The organism is Modestobacter sp. VKM Ac-2977 (assembly GCF_026968045.1).
In the GTDB taxonomy this organism is placed as follows: Bacteria; Actinomycetota; Actinomycetes; order Mycobacteriales; family Geodermatophilaceae; genus Modestobacter.
This window is the reverse complement of the sequence record NZ_JAPVBQ010000004.1, coordinates 272,203-289,101: the sequence shown is the minus strand read 5'-3', so window position 1 is coordinate 289,101 and position 16,899 is coordinate 272,203. Positions and strand designations below refer to the sequence as shown.

Here is a 16,899-nt window from a genome sequence, read left to right as displayed (position 1 = left end):
GGCCTTCGTCTTGCTCCAGCGTCTCGACGAGCCTCCGCGGAACCCCGACCACACCGGTCGGCGGGGCCCCGCCGACCGGCCGCACAGACGAAGGAAGAGGAGGAGCGGCCGTGCAGACCACGATCGACCCCGCGACGTCCCATCGCCGACCCGGGCTCGACCGCACGCACGTGTCCACCCAGGCGCCGGCCCGGGAGGTGGCCCGTCGGGGGCTGCCCTGCCGGGTGCAGGACGCCGACCTGTGGTTCGCCGAGAGCCCGGCTCAGCTCGAGCAGGCCAAGGCGCACTGCGCGACGTGCCCGGTGCGGTCGGCCTGCCTGGCCGGGGCGCTCGACCGGGCAGAGCCCTGGGGCGTCTGGGGCGGGGAGATCTTCGACCACGGGGTCGTCATCGCCCGGAAGCGGCCCCGGGGCCGCCCGCCCAAGGTCCGGACCGAGGCCGCGGCATGAGGCCGCGGCAACGGAGCAGCGGGCTCCCGCCGATCCGGCGTCCCCATCCGGGGCGACCGGCCACCCGATGTACCTCCACCCGGCGACCGCGCAGCGGTGCCGGCAGACCCTGAGGGACCACGATGCACTCGTTCGACCAGGACCTGACCAGATCCCACATGACCCGGCGGATGACCGAGGCGGAGACGTCCGCCCGGGCCCGGCGGCTGATCACCGCTCGGCGCTGGGCCCGCCGGGCGGAGCGGGCCTCCCAGCGGGCCGCCCGTGCCAACTCCGCCGTCTGGTGACGACGGCGGGGGCGACGCGAGCACAGGACGGCGTCACAGGACAGCACCACCGTGCGGCGGCAGCCGCTGTCCGTCCCGACCGTGGGGCCGCAGGCTCCCGGTCGGGACGGACCCAGCGGCTCCGCCTGAGCCGGGACGGCAGCTGGCCGCGGTGTCGTCCGTGCGGACGACAGGTCATGCAGCGAAGCCGGGCAGCCACTCCTCGCAGACGCCGCGGTAGGGCGCCTCGGCGTCGAGCTGGCACAGCACACCGATCGACCCCATCGTCACCCGGTGGATCAGCAGGTAGGCCGGCGGCAGGTTGAGCTGGCGGCCCAGCCGGCTGGCGTCGCTGCGCGGGTCACCGATCCGGTTCGCCTGCTCCTGCATCCACGCCCGGTTGAACTGGAACGACGGAGCCGACACCGGAGCGAGGAAGGGCAGCAGGAAGTCCAGCACTCCCTGGGCGTCGACCTCGATGGACTCGCGGACGAACCCCTCGGCGCGGAGGTCGGCCAGCACGTCCTCGGCGCGGCCCTCCAGTGCCCAGCGGACCAGCCGGCCGATGGGCTCGGGGTGACCGCCGGGCAGCCGGGCCGTGGCACCGAAGTCGATGACCCCGAGCCGGCCGTCGGGGACCAGGCGGTAGTTGCCCGGGTGTGGATCGGCGTGCAGCAGCCCGGCTCGTTGCGGCCCGGAGAAGTGCAGCACAGTCATCAGCAGCCCGGCCCGGTTGCGCTGCTCCCGGGTGCCGTCGGCGATGACCCGGGACAGCGGGATCCCCTCGAGCCACTCGGAGACGATGACCTTCGGTGCGCTGGCCACCACCCGCGGGACGACGATCTGGTCGTCGTCGGCGTACGCGGCGGCGAAAGCCCGCTGGGCGTCGGCCTCCAGCCCGTAGTCCAGCTCCTCCTCCGCGCGCAGCTTGAGCTCGGCGATGAGCGGTTTGACCTCCATGCCGGGGAAGAGCACCGCGAACATCCGGGCGAAGCGGGCGAGCTGGTTGAGGTCGGCCATCAGCGCGGTGCCGGCACCGGGGTACTGGATCTTCACCGCGACGTCCCGGCCGTCCCGCCACGTGGCCCGGTGCACCTGACCGATGCTGGCCGCCGCGGCCGGGGTGTCGTCGAAGTCGCGGAACCGCTCGCGCCAGCTCCCGCCCAGCTGCTGGGCGAGAACCGCGTGCACGGTGCGCACCGGCATCGGCGGAGCCGCTTCCTGCAACTTGACCAGCGCCTCGCGGTAGGGCCCGGCCATCTCCTCGGGCACCGCGGCCTCGAAGATCGACAGCTGCTGGCCCAGCTTCATGGCGCCGCCCTTGAGCTGGCCCAGCACGGCGAACAACTGTTCGGCCGTCTGGGCCTGCAACTCCGCGCTGACCTCCTCGGACGAGGCCCCGGAGAGCCGCTTGCCGATGCCGAGGGTGGCGCGCCCGGCGGCGCCGAGCGGCAGGGCGGCGAGCCGTGCCGTTCGGGACACCGCCCCCCGCGGGATGTCCCGTCCGGTGTCACTCACCACACCAGTGTCCCCTCTACGGCGGTGGCGCGCCCCGACCGGCCCCTCGACAGGCGCATCCCGGGTGTGGCGGCCAGCGGCGCAGGCGGGGGAGCAGATCGGGCGGGTGCAGCTCGAGAGCCGCACCCACGGTCACCGGGTCGTCATCGCCGTCGAGGTGGGCCAGCACCTGGACGGCCGCGGTGACCGCGGTGAGCAGGCAGGTGACGGTGGCGCCACTGGGGGCCGGCTCGACCGCGGCGAGCTGGGCGGCCAGCCGGGGCCACGCCGGGTCGTCGTCCCGCCGCCAGGCGTCGGCGCAGCGCAGGCAACCGCCGCCGGGGCTGCCCGGCAGCACGAGCGGGCCGACGACGCCGGTCTCCTCGCGCACCGTGGCGACCAGGTGCGGGGTGCCCGCCTGGTGCAGGGCCGCGGAGAGGGGGTCGGCGGCCGCCCAGGGGCGGCACAGCACCACCAGGTCCGGTGCCTGGTCGGGTGGGAGCGGCCGGAGGTCGGTCAGCGGACTGGCCCGCCGGACGGCGTCGGCCGCAGCCAGCGCCCGGGGGCGCCCCTCGTCGGCCGCCGACACCCCACCGACGACGGCGTCCTCGGCGCGGGTCACGCCCCGGTCCCGGACGTGCACCCACCCCACCCCGCTCGCGGCCAGCACCGCGGCGAGCGGCGCGCCCACCCGGGTGGCGCCGTCGACGACGACCGCGCTCTGCCGACGGACGCGCCACCGCCCGCCCGTGCCGGCCCGCGGGACCGCTGCGGGCAGCTCCAGGCCGGCCCGGGCCACCGCTGCCGGGCCCGGGTCGGTGGCCAGCAGGTCGGCGGCCGCGAGGTCGTGCAGCAGGCCGGTGCCGCGCAGCCCGACCAGCAGGTCGTCCACCACGTCACCGGGCACGCCGTCGGCCACCGACTCGGCGCGCACCGTGCGCTCGCTGCGGCGCCCGTCCAGCCGGCGCAGCAGGGCGGCGACCTCGTTGCCGGCCGGGTGGACGCGCAGCCCGTCCCGCCCGTCGACGCCGCCGATCTGCAGCAGCTCCGGGTCCAGCCGGAGCAGCGGCGTGGCGGCGGGCAGCAGCGGGTGCGGGCTCTCGGTCATCGGAGGGAGGGTGCCAGTGCGGCGGTCCGGCTCGCTGCCGCCGTCCACAGGCCTGGGCGGGGGGCCGTCGGCCTTCCCCCACAACCTGTGGACGGCGGTGTGGACACGGTGTTGACCAGGTGGCGTGTCGCTGTGCACGACCGGGGGAGTGGGCGGGGACGACGCCGGGCAGAGGTCGCCGTCTGCTCCGCTCACCTGCAGGAACACCCACCCGGACCTGTGGAGTGGCCACCCGCCGTCCATCGATCGGGGGACAGCTGCCCGACCGGTGTCCACTGTCCGTGTGCACCTGTCCACGACCGGGTGTCCTCAGCCTCAGCGTCCGCCGCCCGGCCCGATACGGTGCGTGCGTGGAGAAGCGACCCGACCGCCGCGAGCCGGCTGCGTCGACGGCGGTCCCCGCTGTCCGCACGGCTCCTCGTCCGGTGCCGGAGGTGGAGGTCCGCCGCAGCGCCCGACGCCGCCGGACGGTGACGGCCTACCGGGAGAACGGGCGCACCGTGGTGCTCATCCCGGCGGCCTTCAGCGCCGCCGAGGAGCGGCGGTGGGTGGACCAGATGGTCGCCAAGCTGCAGACCCGCGAGGAGCGGCGTCGCCGCACCCTCGCCTCCGACGACGAGCTGATGGACCGGGCGCTGGAGCTGTCCGGGGCGCACCTGGGCGGGCGGGCCGTGCCGGCCAGCGTCCGCTGGGTGGACAACCAGAACCGCCGCTGGGGGTCGTGCACCCCGGCCGACCGGACCATCCGGCTGTCGAGCCGGTTGCGGGGCATGCCGGAGTTCGTCGTGGACTACGTCCTGGTGCACGAGCTGGCGCACCTGCTGGAGGCGAACCACGACCAGCGCTTCTGGACACTGGTGCACGCCTACCCGCGGGCCGAGCGGGCGCTGGGCTTCCTCGAGGGCTTCGAGCACGGCTCCACGGGCGGCCAGGCAGCCGACGGCGACGACCTGGAGCCCGGCGCCGTCGACTGAGGAAGGACCCCGTCCTCCTCACCCCTCGCAGGCTCGGGGCGAGCCTCGGGACGGGGCCGCTCCGGCACGTCACCAGGCTCGCGGCGGGACCTGGCAGCGGGGCCGTGCCGGCACGGCCCCGCTGCAAGGAGAGGTCAGGCGCGGGGCTCGGCCCCGCCGTCCTCGTCGTCCGGGGTGCTCTCACCCTGCTCGGGCGCCGTGCCGTCCGACTGCTCGTCCATGCCGCCGGTCAGCTCGGCGAACGGGTCACCCGCTCCCTGGCGGGAGACGAAGTCCAACGGCTCGTCCAGGTCGTCCGACGTGGGCAGCAGGTCCGGGTGCGACCACAGCCGGTCGCGCTCGGCCGGGCCGTGCTGCTGCGCCATCGCACCCCAGACCGTGCTGGCGTCCCGCAGCCGCCGCGGGCGCAGCTCCAGCCCGACCAGGGTGGCGAAGGTCTGCTCGGCCGGCCCGCCCGAGGCCCGGCGCCGGCGCATCGTCTCGGCCAGCGCCGAGTGGCCGGGCAGCCGCTCGGCGGCAGCCGCGGACACGATGCTGTCCACCCAGCCCTCGACCAGGGCCAGCAGCGTCTCCAACCGGCGCAGCGCCATCTGCTGCTCCGGGGTCTCCTCCGGCTCGAGCAGCCCGCTGCCCAGCAGCTTCTGGATGCTCTCCGGGTCGCTGGGGTCCAGCCCGCCCTCCATGCCGCTCATCGCGTCGTTGAGGCCGCGCTCGATGGCCTCCCGGTCGACGTGGATGCCGCGGGCATAGGCGTGGACGGCGTCGGTCAGCTGCTGGCGCAGCCACGGCACGTGGGCGTACAGCCGCTGGTGGGCGGCCTCACGCAGCGCCAGGAAGAGCCGGACCTCGTCCTCGGGACGGTCCAGCCCCTCACCGAAGGCGGCGACGTTCTGCGGTACCAGCACGCCGGCACCCTGCGGCCCCAGCGGCAGGCCGACGTCGGTGCTGGTGGTGACCTCGTCTGCGAGCTTGGCCAGCGCCTGGCCGACCTGGGCGCCGAACATCACGCCGCCCATCTGGCCCATGATCCCGGCGAGCGGGCCGGCGATGGACGCGGCCTCGGCCGGCAGCGCGCTGGTCATGGCCGCCACCACGCGCTCGGCCAGCGGGTCGATCAACGCCGTCCAGGCCGGCAGCGTCTGCTCGACCCACTCCACCCGGGACCAGGCCAGGCCCCGGTCGACGCCGGAGGGCAGGTCGGTGACCTGGTCCAGCCAGAGGTCGGCCAGCCGCAACGACTCGGTGACGGCCGCCTGCTCACCGGCGGAGGTGGGCTGGTGGCCAGGGGCCAGCTGGCTGATCGCGCCCTGCCGGGCGAGGTCCCAGTTCACCGGGCCACCCGACCAGTTCATCAGCTTCTGGAGCTCGGCGAACAGCGGCATCTTGCCGAGCAGTTCCGCGGGGTTGCCGCCACCTGCCCCGGCAGCGCCGAACAGGGCGCCGAGGCCGAAGGGGTCGTTGCCCGCCGGCCCGTCGCCGTCCTGCCCGCCGGGCTCGCCCCGGCGCTCGGGGTCACGGTCAGGGGGCCCGAAGCCGAAGGGGAGATCGCTCATGTCCCCACCGTAACCGCGCTGGGCGCCGGTCGACCGCCGTCCGGACCCGGCACCGGTCGTTCCGCCCCGACCGGCCGCTGACCTGGGTCGGACCGGCGACCTGCGCTGGTCACCTACGCTCGCCGTTCGACGGGCCCGCCCGCCGGGCCGCGGGCCCGACGACGGTGGCAGGGCCCGCCGAGGGCGGTCGACCGCCAGCGAGGAGGAGTCGTGGTCGAGGGCACGGGCGTGGACACGGCGACGTCGCGGACGGAGCCGTCCGCGGCGGCTGTGGTGCACCAGTGACCCGGCGGACCACCGTCCTGGTCGCCGGGACGCTGCTGCTGCTGGTGTTCGGCGTGCTCGGGACGCTGCTCCCGGTGCCCTTCGTGGCCCAGGTGCCGGGCCCGACCTACAACACCCTGGGCGACATCGACGGCACACCCATCATCAGCGTGGAGGGTCGTGAGCCCAACGACGTCTCGGGCAACCTGAACCTCACCACCGTCGGCATCCCGCAGGACGAGCTGACGCTGGTCGGTGCGGTGCAGGGGTGGTTCGACAGTGAGGTCGTGGTCGTGCCGAGGGAGCAGGTCTACCCCTCGGGCCGATCGGTGCAGGAGACCCAGGCGGAGAACCGGCAGGCCTTCCTCACCTCCGAGCAGGCGGCCCGGGGCGCCGCGCTGGGCGAGCTGGGGTACTCCGAGGCGATCGTCGTGCAGGAGCTGGTCGAGGAGTCGGCGTCGGAGGGGCGGCTGGAGGCCGGGGACGCGATCGACGCGGTGGACGGCGCGCCCACCCCGGACCTGGACGCCCTGTCGGCCGTGCTGGCGGCCACCCCGCCCGGCTCCGAGGTGGTCGTCGACTACCGGCGCGGCGGCGAGCCGGGGGCGACGACGGTCACCACGTCCCCCGCGGCCGAGGGCGAGGGCTCGGCGCTGGGCGTGCTGGTGCTGCAGACCCCGTACGCGCCGTTCGACGTCGGGATCGAGGTCGCCGACGTCGGTGGCCCGTCCGCCGGCCTGATGCTCGCCCTGGGGATCATCGACCTCGTGGGCGACACCGACCTCACCGAGGGGGCGGTCATCGCCGGTACCGGGACGATCGACACCGAGGGCGTGGTGGGGCCGATCGGCGGCATCCCGCTCAAGCTCGTCGCGGCCCGGGAGATCGGGGCCGAGCTCTTCCTGGTGCCCGCCGAGAACTGTGCCGAGGCGCTGCAGAACCCCCAGGAGGGCCTGCCGACGGCCCGGGTGGCGACGCTGGACGACGCGCTCACCGCCCTGGCGGACCTGCGCGCCGGGCGGACCCCCACGCCGTGCTGACGGCGCCCCTGCAGTGCTCGCCGCCCCGCCCGGCACCAACTGTCGGCCAGCCGTGACCTGCCCGTGACCCGCGGGGAACCCGGCGCCGCCGACAACAGTTGAGGGAGCGGACCCCGGCGGTCCCGCCTCCCACCCCTGGCGGTTCCCGGGTCCCCTGTGATCGTGTTCCCCGGCCGGGCCTCTGAGCCCGCGCTGCCTCGAAGTCGCAAGAAGACAGGAGACCGACCGTGGCCATGCGGCCCCCCGTGCCGGTGCCGACGCTGTCCCGGCGCGCCAAGCTGGTCATCGGCGTCGTCGCCGTGCTGCTGGTGCTCTTCACCGTGATCGGCACGCTGACCAACATCTACGTCGACTACCTCTGGTTCGACGAGACCGGCTTCACCGAGGTGTTCTGGACCGAGATCCAGACCCGTGCGCTCCTGTTCGCCGTGGCCGCGGTGGCCACCGGGGGGCTGGTCGCCCTCGCGGTGTACCTGGCCTACCGGTTCCGCCCGACGTTCCGGCCGATGTCGCTGGAGCAGCAGAACCTCGAGCGCTACCGCCAGTCGGTGGAGCCGCGGCGCAAGCTGGTGCTCACCGGCATCGGCGTCGTCCTGGGCCTGTTCGCCGGCATCACCGCCCAGGGCAGCTGGCAGACCTGGCTGACCTACCGCAACTCCACCGACTTCGGGACGCTCGACCCGCAGTTCGGGCTGGACATCTCGTTCTTCGTCTTCGACTACCCGTTCTACCGGCTGCTGCTGGGCTTCGGCTTCGCCATCGTCCTGCTCTCGTTGATCGGGTCGGTGCTGACCCACTACGTGTTCGGTGGCCTGCGGCTGCAGACCCCGGGCCAGAAGCTCACCGGCGCCGCGCGCGTGCAGCTGTCGGTCCTGGTCGGGGCGTTCGTCGCCCTGAAGGCGATCGCCTACTGGCTGGACCGCTACGAGCTGGTCTACTCCAACCGCGGTGAGGTCTTCAGCGGTGCGTCCTACACCGACCTGAACGCCCTGCTGCCGGCGAAGAACATCCTGGTCGTCGTCGCGGCGATCTGCGCCGTCGCCTTCTTCGCCAACATCCTGGTGCGCAACACACTGCTGCCGGCTGCGGCGCTGGTGCTGCTGCTCGCCTCCAGCCTGGTGATCGGCGTGGCCTACCCGGCCATCGTGCAGCAGTTCGTCGTCAACCCCAGCGCCAACCAGCGCGAGGCCCCCTACATCGAGAAGGCCATCGCGGCCACGCGTGACGCCTACGGCCTCGACGACGTCGAGTACGTCAACTACGCGCAGGACACCGCGGGCGATCCCAACGTCGGCGCCGTCCTGTCCGAGCTGCGCAACGACGACCAGACCATCCCGAACGCACGCCTGCTGGACCCCAACGTGCTCAGTGACACGTTCACCGCGCGCCAGCAGATCCGGAACGTCTACGGCTTCCCGGAGAAGCTGGACATCGACCGGTACACCATCGACGGCCAGACCCAGGACTACGTGGTAGCCGTCCGGGAGCTGAACAGCGAGGGCCTGAGCGAGAACCAGGACAGCTGGATCAACCGGCACACCGTCTACACCCACGGCAACGGCTTCGTGGCCGCCCCGGCCAACCAGGTGACCGCCGGCCGAGAGGGTGGCGAGCCCAACTTCACCACCGGGAACCTGCCCACCACCGGCAACATCCCGGTGGACCAGAGCCGCGTCTACTACGGCGAGCTGATGAGCGACTACTCGGTGGTCGGTGCCCCCGAGGGCGTTGCCCCGCGGGAGTTCGACCAGCCGGAGGGCGGCTCGGACGAGGGGCAGATCAACAACACCTACGACGGTTCGGGCGGCATCTCGGCCGGGAGCTTCTTCCGCCAGCTGACCTTCGCCATCTTCTACCGCGAGCGGAACTTCCTGCTCTCCGAGGCGGTCAACGAGGAGTCCAAGGTGCTGCACGTCCGCAACCCGCGGGACCGCGTGCAGAAGGCCGCACCGTTCCTCGAGGTCGACGGCGACCCCTACCCCGCGGTGATCGACGGGCGGATCGTCTGGATCCTCGACGGCTACACCACCTCGAACTCCTACCCCTACGCCGAGCAGATGGAGCTGGGCGAGGCCGCGACCGACGCCCTGACGGGCACCGGGACGACCGCACTGCCGAACGAGACGTTCAACTACATCCGCAACTCGGTGAAGGCCACGGTCGACGCCTACGACGGCAGCGTGACGCTGTACGAGTGGGAGGCCGACCCGGTCCTGCAGACCTACATGAAGGCGTTCCCGGGCGTCGTCCAGCCGCTCGACTCGATGAGCGCCGAGCTGGTGTCCCACATGCGCTACCCGGAGGACCTGTTCAAGGTGCAACGGGAGATCCTGACCCGCTACCACGTGGACGACCCGGTCGACTTCTACAACCAGAACGACCGGTGGCAGATCCCGGACGACCCGACCCAGGAGACGACGCAGGACCAGCCGCCGTACTACATCCTGGCCCAGCGGCCGGGTGACGCGGAGGCCAGCTTCCAGCTGACCAGCCCGATGAACGCCTTCGAACGGCAGAACCTGTCGGCGTTCATCTCGGCCTCGAGTGCGCCGGAGACCTACGGGGAGATCCAGGTCCTGCAGCTGCCGGGCAACACCCCGTTCCGCGGGCCGGGTCAGGTGCAGAACGCCTTCGAGACCAACAACCTGATCCGGCCCGACCTGACCCTGTTCAACAGCGACAGCTCCGAGGCGGTGTTCGGCAACCTGCTCACCCTGCCCATCGGGGACGAGGGGCTGCTCTACGTCGAGCCGCTGTACGTCCGGTCGTCCGGCGAGGGCGGGTTCCCGCTGCTGCAGAAGGTCCTGGTCAACTTCGGGGACCGGATCGGCTACGCCAACACCCTGTCCGAGGCCCTGGACCAGGTCTTCGGCGCCGGGGCGGGGGAGTCGGCCACCGACAGCAACGACATCGCCGACACCGTCGACGAGGACGCCACCCCCGACGTGGTGCCCGAGCCGATCCCGGACCCCGAGGTGCCGGTGGGCGGTGAAGGGACGGGCGACGGGCCGGGCGACGAGGCGGCGACTCCGGAGATGGCCGACGCGGTCTCGGACATCAACGCCGCGCTGGAGGCGCTCCGGACGGCCCAGCAGGGCGGTGACTTCGCAGGCCAGGGTGCGGCCCTGGAGGACCTGCAGGTCGCGGTGGAGACGTACCAGGCGGCGCAGGCGGCGGCCGAGGCGTCCCCGGGCGGCTGAGCTCGGGCGGGGAGGGGGCCGTGCGGCCCCCTCCCCGCAGAGCTGGTAGTGTCCTGTCTACCGACGCGGGGTGGAGCAGCTCGGTAGCTCGCTGGGCTCATAACCCAGAGGTCGCAGGTTCAAATCCTGCCCCCGCTACGACGACGGAACGGCCCTCACAGTCACTGTGAGGGCCGTTCCGCGTTCGTGCAGGAGAACGGCCTGCCCGGCCGACCTCCCCGGTCGGGGGGATGGCCGTTAGCATTGGGTCCAGCACCTGCCTCGCGGACCTGTCGCACGTCCGGCGACGACTTCTCCCGTGTGGTGGGTGCCCCGGCCACCGAGTGGTGGCTGCAGGTCCCCACCGCAGGTGGGCTGTCCGGCCCCGATGCGTCGATCTCCCGCAGATCCGTGGGGCCGGGTCGTGGACCGGAGTGGCCGTCCCTGGGCGCTCCTCGCGACCGCCGGCACCGGCGACCGCGGACCTGTGTGCGGCACCCGCCGCGGCACCGTGCCGGGCGTTCCAGAGGAGGATCCTTGGCTCGACGAGGCCAGGCCCAGGCGGGCACTCGCCGGGGCGCCCCGCGCACCCAGCGTCGCGCTCGCGACCGCGACGACGGCGACCTGATCGCCGTGCTCGCCCGCACCGTCCGGGAGGTCGAGGCGGCCGCCCAGCGCGGCCGGGTGACCCCGGCCGTGCGCGCCAAGTTCCAGGTCGTGGCGCTGCTGGTGCGCGAGGAGCACGCCCGGGTCCGGGCGGAGGAGGCCGGCAGCGACAGTCGCCGGACCGAGCAGCTCAAGCGGCTGGACGGGATCGGGACGATCCTGGCGAAGACCGCCGTGCGGGACTCCGGCCTGCTAGCACTGCTCGCCGAGGACGCCGTCGTGTCCGAGGCCGCCAGGTCGCTCAAGCGGCAGGTGCTGGAGTCCGTCGGGGTCGAGCCGGCTCCCGACGAGGCAGCGCCGACGGAGCCGGCTGCCGCCCCGGTCGCCCCCGAGCGTCAGGTGGTGCCCCAGTCGGTCGTCTCGCGGCAGATGGCCAACCCGTTCCTGGCGCCCGACTTCTCGGCCGTCCGGCCGGTCGCCCCCCGGCCGCGCCGCCTGGCCGGGTGGGAGCTGCTCGGCCCGCTGCTGAACTCGTTCGAGCGCGCGTCCGGGGGCGCACCGGCCTGCCTGGACCTGCCGTTCCCGACCAGCCGGTTCACCCCGGCGGGTCTGGACCTGATGCCGCACCAGGGCCAGCTGGTCGCCGCAGCCGCGGCCGGCCACCGGACGTTCCTGCTCGCCGACGAACCCGGCCTCGGCAAGACGGCGCAGGCGCTGCTGGCCGCAGAGGCGGCAGACGCCTACCCGCTGCTCGTCGTCGTCCCGAACGTGGTGAAGACCAACTGGGCACGCGAGGCCGGGCTCTGGGTGCCGCACCGCTCGGCCACCGTGATCCACGGCAACGGGGACACGATCGACGGCTTCGCCGACATCGTCGTCGTCAACTACGAGGTCCTGGACCGCCACGTGGGCTGGCTCGGCGACTTCGGCTTCGGCGGGATGGTCGTCGACGAGGCGCACTTCATCAAGAACAAGACCTCCCAGCGCTCCCAGCACGTGCTGGAGCTCTCCGAGCGGATCCGCTCCCGCAACCCCCGGCCCCTGCTGATGGCCCTCACCGGCACCCCGCTGATCAACGACATCGAGGACTTCCGGGCCATCTGGCAGTTCCTCGGCTGGATCGACGACGCCAAGCCGCTCGCCGAGCTGATGGACGCGCTGGAGGAGACCGCGCTGACGCCCGCCGACGCCGGGTTCTACAGCGCCGCCCGCCGCTGCGTCATCGACCTGGGCATCGTCCGGCGCCGCAAGGTCGACGTGGCCGCCGACATCCCCGCACGCCGGGTCGCCGACCTGCCGGTCGAGCTGGACGGACCGGCCGGGCGGTCGATCCGCGCCGCCGAGCGCGACCTCTCCCGCCGGCTGGTGAAGCGGTACGAGTCCGCGATCGCGGCCCGGGAGTCCGCCACCGTCGTCGAGGGCATCGACGCCGGCCTCGTGCGCCAGGTGGCCCGCTGGGAGCTGAAGGACGCCACCACGGCCAAGGCCGGGGAGAACGTCTTCAGCATGATGCGGCGGATCGGTGAGGCGAAGGCAGGCCTCGCCGCCGACTACGCGGCCCAGCTCGCCCGCAGCGCCGGCAAGGTCGTCTTCTTCGCCAAGCACATCGACGTCATGGACACCGCCGAGGAGGTCTTCACCAAGCAGGGTGTCCGCTTCTCCTCGATCCGCGGCGACCAGACGCCGGGGGCGCGGCAGCGGAACATCGACGCGTTCGTCAACGACCCGGACGTCGCCGTCGCGGTCTGCTCGCTGACCTCGGCCGGCGTCGGGCTCAACCTGCAGGTCGCCTCGAACCTGGTGCTCGCCGAGCTCTCCTGGACCGACGCCGAGCAGACCCAGGCCATCGACCGCGCCCACCGGATCGGCCAGACCGAGCCGGTCACCGCCTGGCGGATCATCGCCGCCCAGACGATCGACGCCCGGATCGCCGAGCTGATCGACAGCAAGGCCGGTCTCGCCGCCCGCGCGCTGGACGGGTCCGACGAGGAGGTCGGGTCGTCGACCGACGTCCAGCTCGAGGCGCTCGTCGCCCTGCTGACCGATGCCCTGGAGGCGGCGGCGCCCCCGGTGCCCGCCGCCGAGATCGCCCTCTGACCCCCCGGTGCAGGTGGTCTGAGGGGTGCGGTAGTGTTCTCCCTGCGACGCGGGGTGGAGCAGCTCGGTAGCTCGCTGGGCTCATAACCCAGAGGTCACAGGTTCAAATCCTGTCCCCGCTACCAACCGGAGGGCCCGGTCACCGTCACGGTGACCGGGCCCTCCGTCTGTGTGCGCTGAGCCGGTTGGGCAGACTCGTGCTGCTGCGCGGTGGGCGCCGGGCGATGAGGAGGACCTCCAGATGGACGCGGGACCGATCGCCGACCGGGCACAGCGATGGCCGGGGCAGGTCACCGAGCGCACGCTGGCCGATGGGCGGCCGATCCTCTACTTCGACGACGAGGCGACCGCCGGTCCGGTGCACGAGACGGCCGACGACCGTCCGCTGCTGGAGGCACCCCGGGCCGGGGAGGTCCGCTACGACGTCCTCACCGGTGAGTGGGTGACGATCGCCGGGCACCGGATGAACCGCACGTTCCTGCCCAGCGCGGCCGACTGCCCGCTCGACCCGACCCGCGACCCCGCCCGCCCGACCGAGGTGCCCGACAGCGCGTACGACGTCGCCGTCTTCGCCAACCGGTTCCCGAGCTTCGCGCCGCTGACGGCCGGCCCGGTCGAGGGGGCGCCCGCCGTCCCGTTCGGCCCGCCCGACGCCCCGGCGTACGGCCACTGCGACGTGGTGGTGTTCTCCAGCGACCACGACGCCGCCGTCGTCGACCTGCCGGCGGCCCGGATGCGCACGATCGTGGAGGCCTGGGCGCAGCGCACGGCGGCGCACTCGGCCGATCCCGGGGTCGCCGAGGTCTTCGTGTTCGAGAACAGCGGCCAGGAGATCGGGGTCACGCTGACCCATCCGCACGGGCAGGTCTACGCCTACCCCGTCGTCGCTCCGCGCACCGGCCAGCTGCTCGAGCAGGCCCGCCGGCACCGGCAGGCGACCGGCGGCAGCCTGCTGGCCGACGTGCTCGCCGCCGAGCGGGCCGAGGGCACCCGCGTGGTGCTGGCCGGCGAGCACTTCACCGCCTACGTGCCGCGGGCCGCCCGCTGGCCCGTGGAGGTGCACCTCGCACCGCACCGCGACGTACCCGACCTGGCCGCACTGGACGACGCCGAGCGCGCCGAACTCGCGGTGGTCTACCAGGAGCTGCTGCGCCGGGTGAACCGCTTCCACCCCGGCGTCGAGCGGGTGCCCTACATCTCCGGCTGGCACCAGGCGCCGACCGGGGAGGATCGCGAGCTGGGCCGGTTGCACCTGCAGCTGTTCTCGCTGCTGCGGGCGCCCGGGAAGCTGAAGTACCTGGCCGGCTCGGAGTCCGGCATGGGTGCCTGGATCAACGACACCACGCCGGAGCGGATCGCCGAGCGGCTGCGCGAGGTGGCGTCGTGAGCGACGGGCGGTCGCAGGCCGACCTCGCGGTGACGGAGCTGCGCGAAGCCTGGGGGAGCGGGCCGGACGGCGTCTGGGCCGCGCCCGGCCGGGTCAACCTGATCGGTGAGCACGTCGACTACACCGGCGGCCGCTGCCTGCCCTTCGCCTTGACCCGGGGAACGGCCGCGGCCGTGCGCCGGCGGGACGACCACCGGGTGCGGATCAGCAGCACCGACCCGGACGCCGTGCCGTTCGAGGGCACGCTGGCCGACCTGGGCCCCGGCGCGGTCTCCGGCTGGGCCGCCTACGCCGCCGGGACCCTGTGGTCGCTGCAGCAGGCCGGGGTCGAGGTGCCCGGGCTGGACCTGGCGGTCAGCAGCGACGTGCCGCTGGGCGCCGGCCTGTCCAGCTCGGCCTCGCTGGAGGCGGCGGTGGCGCTGTCGGCGGCCGAGCTGGCCGGCCGGACCGACGACGTGCAGCTGCGGCACCTGCTGATCCGGGCCGCGATCCGGGCGGAGAACGAGGTCGTCGGCGCTGGCACCGGGGGGATGGACCAGACCGTCGCCCTGCTGGCCGAGGAGGGCTCGGCCCTGCTCATCCACACCCGGGACGCCCGCACCGAGCCGGTGCAGCTCGGGCTGGCCGCGGCCGGCCTGGAGCTGATGGTCATCGACACCCGGGTCAAGCACACGCTGGCCGACGGCCAGTACGCCCAGCGGCGCGCCGACTGCGACGAGGCGGCCCGGCTGCTCGGCCTGGAGTGGCTCAGCGACGCCACGCCGGCCGACGTGGAGCGGCTCAACGACCCGAGACTGCAGGCGCGCACCCGGCACGTGGTCACCGAGAACCAGCGGGTCGACGCGGTCGTCGAGCTCGTCCGGGCCGGGCGGGTGGCCGAGATCGGGCCGCTGCTCGACGGTTCGCACACCTCGCTGCGCGACGACTACGAGGTGTCGGCCGTGGAGCTCGACGTCGTCGTGGCGGCGGCCCGGGCGGCGGGTGCGCTCGGTGCCCGGATGGTCGGCGGCGGCTTCGGGGGGTCGGCGATCGCGCTGATCCGGTCCGCGGACGCCTCGGCGGTCGAGAAGGCGGTCGTGGCCGCCTGCCGCGAGCAGGACCTGACCACCCCCGGCGTCCTCACCGTCACCTCCGGTCCGGCGGCCCGCCGGCTGTCCTGACGAAGGACCCCGTGCCCCACCGCTCGCGAGACCCCTGCACGGGGGCCGTCCCCGGGGAACAGCCCGGCCGTGGTGGGGGTTCGAGTGAGCATGGAGCCGACCGTCAGAGACGCCCCCGAGGACAGCCGCTACGAGATCCGGGACGGCGAGCAGCTGCTCGGACAGGCTGTCTACCAGCGCCGCGGTGACCAGGTGGTGTTCACCCACACCGAGGTGGACAGCGACGCCGGGCAGTCCGGGTTGGGCAGCACGCTGGTACGTGCCGCCCTGGACGACGTCCGCAGCAAGGGCGGCTCCGTCGTCCCGATGTGCTCGTTCGTGCAGGGCTGGATCGAGCGGCATCCCGAGTACCGCGACCTGGTCGCCGACGAGGCCTGAGGCCGCTGCCGGCGCGTAGGGCGCACCTGAGAGGCTGAGGGCATGCGCGTCCTGGTCACCGGTTGGTTCAGCTTCGACGAGGTGATCGCCACCATCGGCGACGAACTGGGTGCCGACGCGGTGGTCGGCTGGCTCACCGAGGCCGGGATCGACCACGACGTCGCCTGGGCGCCCTACCTCCAGCGCGGTGCGAACTGGCGTGACCTCGACCCGGCCGACTACACCCACCTGGTCTTCGTCAGCGGTCCGCTGTCGGACACCCCGCTGCTGCGGGAGCTGACCGCGGCCTTCGCCGACGCCCAGCGGTGGGCGGTGAACGTCTCGGTGGTCTCCGACGCCGGGCGTTGCCTCTTCCACCGGGTCTGGGAGCGGGACGCCCCGGGCATCGCACGGCCGGACCTGGCGATCAGCACGACCACCCCGGACGTGCCGGTGGTCGCCGTGGCCTTCGCCCCGACGCAGGAGGAGTACGGCGACCGCAGCCGGGCCGCCCAGGTGCGGGCCGCGATCGAGAGCTGGCTGGGTGCCCGGGCCATCCCGTGGTTCGAGCTGACCATGGACCTGTACGAGAAGCCGCACGAGCGGTTCCCGCTGCAGGTCGAGGCGCTGGTCCGCCGGGCGGACGTCGTGGTCAGCATGCGGCTGCACGCGCTGGTCCTCGGTCTGGCGCACGGCGTCCCGGTGATCGCGTGCGACGCGATCGTCGGCGGGGCCAAGGTGAGCGCCCAGGCCGCGGCGCTCGGCTGGCCGGTCGTGCTGCCCGCCGAGCAGGTCGACGCCAACGCCCTCGACGCGGCGCTGGAGCACGCGCTGTCGGGCACGCTGACCGATGAGCTGGCCGAGGCCCGGCGCCGCGGGGAGGCCGGCAACGCGGAGGCGCGCGAGTGGTTCCTCCGGGAGCTCGCCGGCGGGTGAGCCGGGGTCTGTGACGCCGGTCACGG

The 16,899-nt window shown here is 73.8% G+C and carries 13 protein-coding genes and 2 tRNA genes; 12 read left to right on the top strand and 3 right to left on the bottom strand.

Annotated features, from left to right (window positions below):
* Positions 1-110: 110 nt before the first annotated feature.
* Entirely contained in the window at positions 111-449 is a 339-nt protein-coding gene (locus tag O2V63_RS17985) for a WhiB family transcriptional regulator (protein ID WP_269168893.1), read from the top strand.
* Positions 450-571: 122 nt separating this feature from the next.
* Entirely contained in the window at positions 572-736 is a 165-nt protein-coding gene (locus tag O2V63_RS17980) for a hypothetical protein (protein ID WP_269168892.1), read from the top strand.
* Between the two features lie 174 nt (positions 737-910).
* Here O2V63_RS17980 and O2V63_RS17975 read toward each other — a convergent pair whose 3' ends face one another.
* Positions 911-2,233, bottom strand: a complete 1,323-nt coding sequence (locus tag O2V63_RS17975; protein ID WP_269168891.1) for an ABC1 kinase family protein — start codon at positions 2,231-2,233, stop codon at positions 911-913.
* 16 nt (positions 2,234-2,249) lie between these two features.
* A complete protein-coding gene (locus O2V63_RS17970; protein ID WP_269168890.1) occupies positions 2,250-3,320 on the bottom strand; it encodes a ThiF family adenylyltransferase in 1,071 nt (356 codons plus the stop codon).
* A 350-nt stretch (positions 3,321-3,670) separates the two neighbouring features.
* On the opposite strand from O2V63_RS17970, the gene O2V63_RS17965 reads away from it, so the two are divergent.
* The gene (locus O2V63_RS17965; RefSeq protein WP_269168889.1) at positions 3,671-4,294 is read left to right on the top strand and encodes a M48 metallopeptidase family protein; all 624 of its coding nucleotides are present in this window, start codon (positions 3,671-3,673) and stop codon (positions 4,292-4,294) included.
* A gap of 134 nt (positions 4,295-4,428) precedes the next feature.
* Here the strand turns inward: O2V63_RS17965 and O2V63_RS17960 are convergent, their stop codons facing one another.
* Positions 4,429-5,847, bottom strand: coding sequence for a zinc-dependent metalloprotease (locus O2V63_RS17960; RefSeq protein WP_269168888.1), 1,419 nt, complete (start codon positions 5,845-5,847; stop codon positions 4,429-4,431).
* A gap of 281 nt (positions 5,848-6,128) precedes the next feature.
* Between O2V63_RS17960 and O2V63_RS17955 the strand changes: the two genes are divergently transcribed.
* The 9 genes from O2V63_RS17955 (at position 6,129) to O2V63_RS17915 (ending at position 16,873) form a co-directional block, all read left to right on the top strand.
* The gene (locus tag O2V63_RS17955; RefSeq protein WP_269168887.1) at positions 6,129-7,151 is read left to right on the top strand and encodes a YlbL family protein; all 1,023 of its coding nucleotides are present in this window, start codon (positions 6,129-6,131) and stop codon (positions 7,149-7,151) included.
* Between the two features lie 233 nt (positions 7,152-7,384).
* Positions 7,385-10,351, top strand: coding sequence for a UPF0182 family membrane protein (locus O2V63_RS17950; RefSeq protein ID WP_269169142.1), 2,967 nt, complete (start codon positions 7,385-7,387; stop codon positions 10,349-10,351).
* 64 nt (positions 10,352-10,415) lie between these two features.
* Positions 10,416-10,489: transfer RNA gene (locus tag O2V63_RS17945), tRNA-Met, on the top strand.
* A 378-nt stretch (positions 10,490-10,867) separates the two neighbouring features.
* Positions 10,868-13,033: a DEAD/DEAH box helicase gene (locus tag O2V63_RS17940; RefSeq protein WP_269168886.1), complete on the top strand. Its 2,166-nt coding sequence runs from the start codon at positions 10,868-10,870 to the stop codon at positions 13,031-13,033.
* Positions 13,034-13,081: 48 nt separating this feature from the next.
* Positions 13,082-13,158 (top strand) — tRNA-Met (locus O2V63_RS17935).
* Positions 13,159-13,274: 116 nt separating this feature from the next.
* A complete protein-coding gene (gene galT / locus O2V63_RS17930) occupies positions 13,275-14,420 on the top strand; it encodes a galactose-1-phosphate uridylyltransferase (RefSeq protein ID WP_269168885.1) in 1,146 nt (381 codons plus the stop codon).
* Positions 14,417-15,580 (top strand): galactokinase, encoded by a 1,164-nt coding sequence (galK, locus tag O2V63_RS17925; RefSeq protein WP_269168884.1) that lies wholly within the window; start codon positions 14,417-14,419, stop codon positions 15,578-15,580. The genes galT and galK overlap by 4 nt, the downstream gene beginning before the upstream one ends.
* A gap of 90 nt (positions 15,581-15,670) precedes the next feature.
* A complete protein-coding gene (locus tag O2V63_RS17920) occupies positions 15,671-15,958 on the top strand; it encodes a GNAT family N-acetyltransferase (protein ID WP_269168883.1) in 288 nt (95 codons plus the stop codon).
* Between the two features lie 42 nt (positions 15,959-16,000).
* Entirely contained in the window at positions 16,001-16,873 is an 873-nt protein-coding gene (locus O2V63_RS17915) for a polysaccharide pyruvyl transferase family protein (RefSeq protein WP_269168882.1), read from the top strand.
* Positions 16,874-16,899: the final 26 nt, after the last annotated feature.

What these genes read in the sequence shown, in the direction of transcription:
- O2V63_RS17980 (WP_269168892.1), top strand. Translation starts at nt 572, where the DNA reads ATGCACTCGTTCGACCAGGACCTGACCAGATCCCACATGACCCGGCGG.
- O2V63_RS17970 (WP_269168890.1), bottom strand. Translation starts at nt 3,320, where the DNA reads ATGACCGAGAGCCCGCACCCGCTGCTGCCCGCCGCCACGCCGCTGCTC.
- O2V63_RS17960 (WP_269168888.1), bottom strand. Translation starts at nt 5,847, where the DNA reads ATGAGCGATCTCCCCTTCGGCTTCGGGCCCCCTGACCGTGACCCCGAG.
- O2V63_RS17950 (WP_269169142.1), top strand. Translation starts at nt 7,385, where the DNA reads ATGCGGCCCCCCGTGCCGGTGCCGACGCTGTCCCGGCGCGCCAAGCTG.
- galT (WP_269168885.1), top strand. Translation starts at nt 13,275, where the DNA reads ATGGACGCGGGACCGATCGCCGACCGGGCACAGCGATGGCCGGGGCAG.
- O2V63_RS17920 (WP_269168883.1), top strand. Translation starts at nt 15,671, where the DNA reads ATGGAGCCGACCGTCAGAGACGCCCCCGAGGACAGCCGCTACGAGATC.
- O2V63_RS17915 (WP_269168882.1), top strand. Translation starts at nt 16,001, where the DNA reads ATGCGCGTCCTGGTCACCGGTTGGTTCAGCTTCGACGAGGTGATCGCC.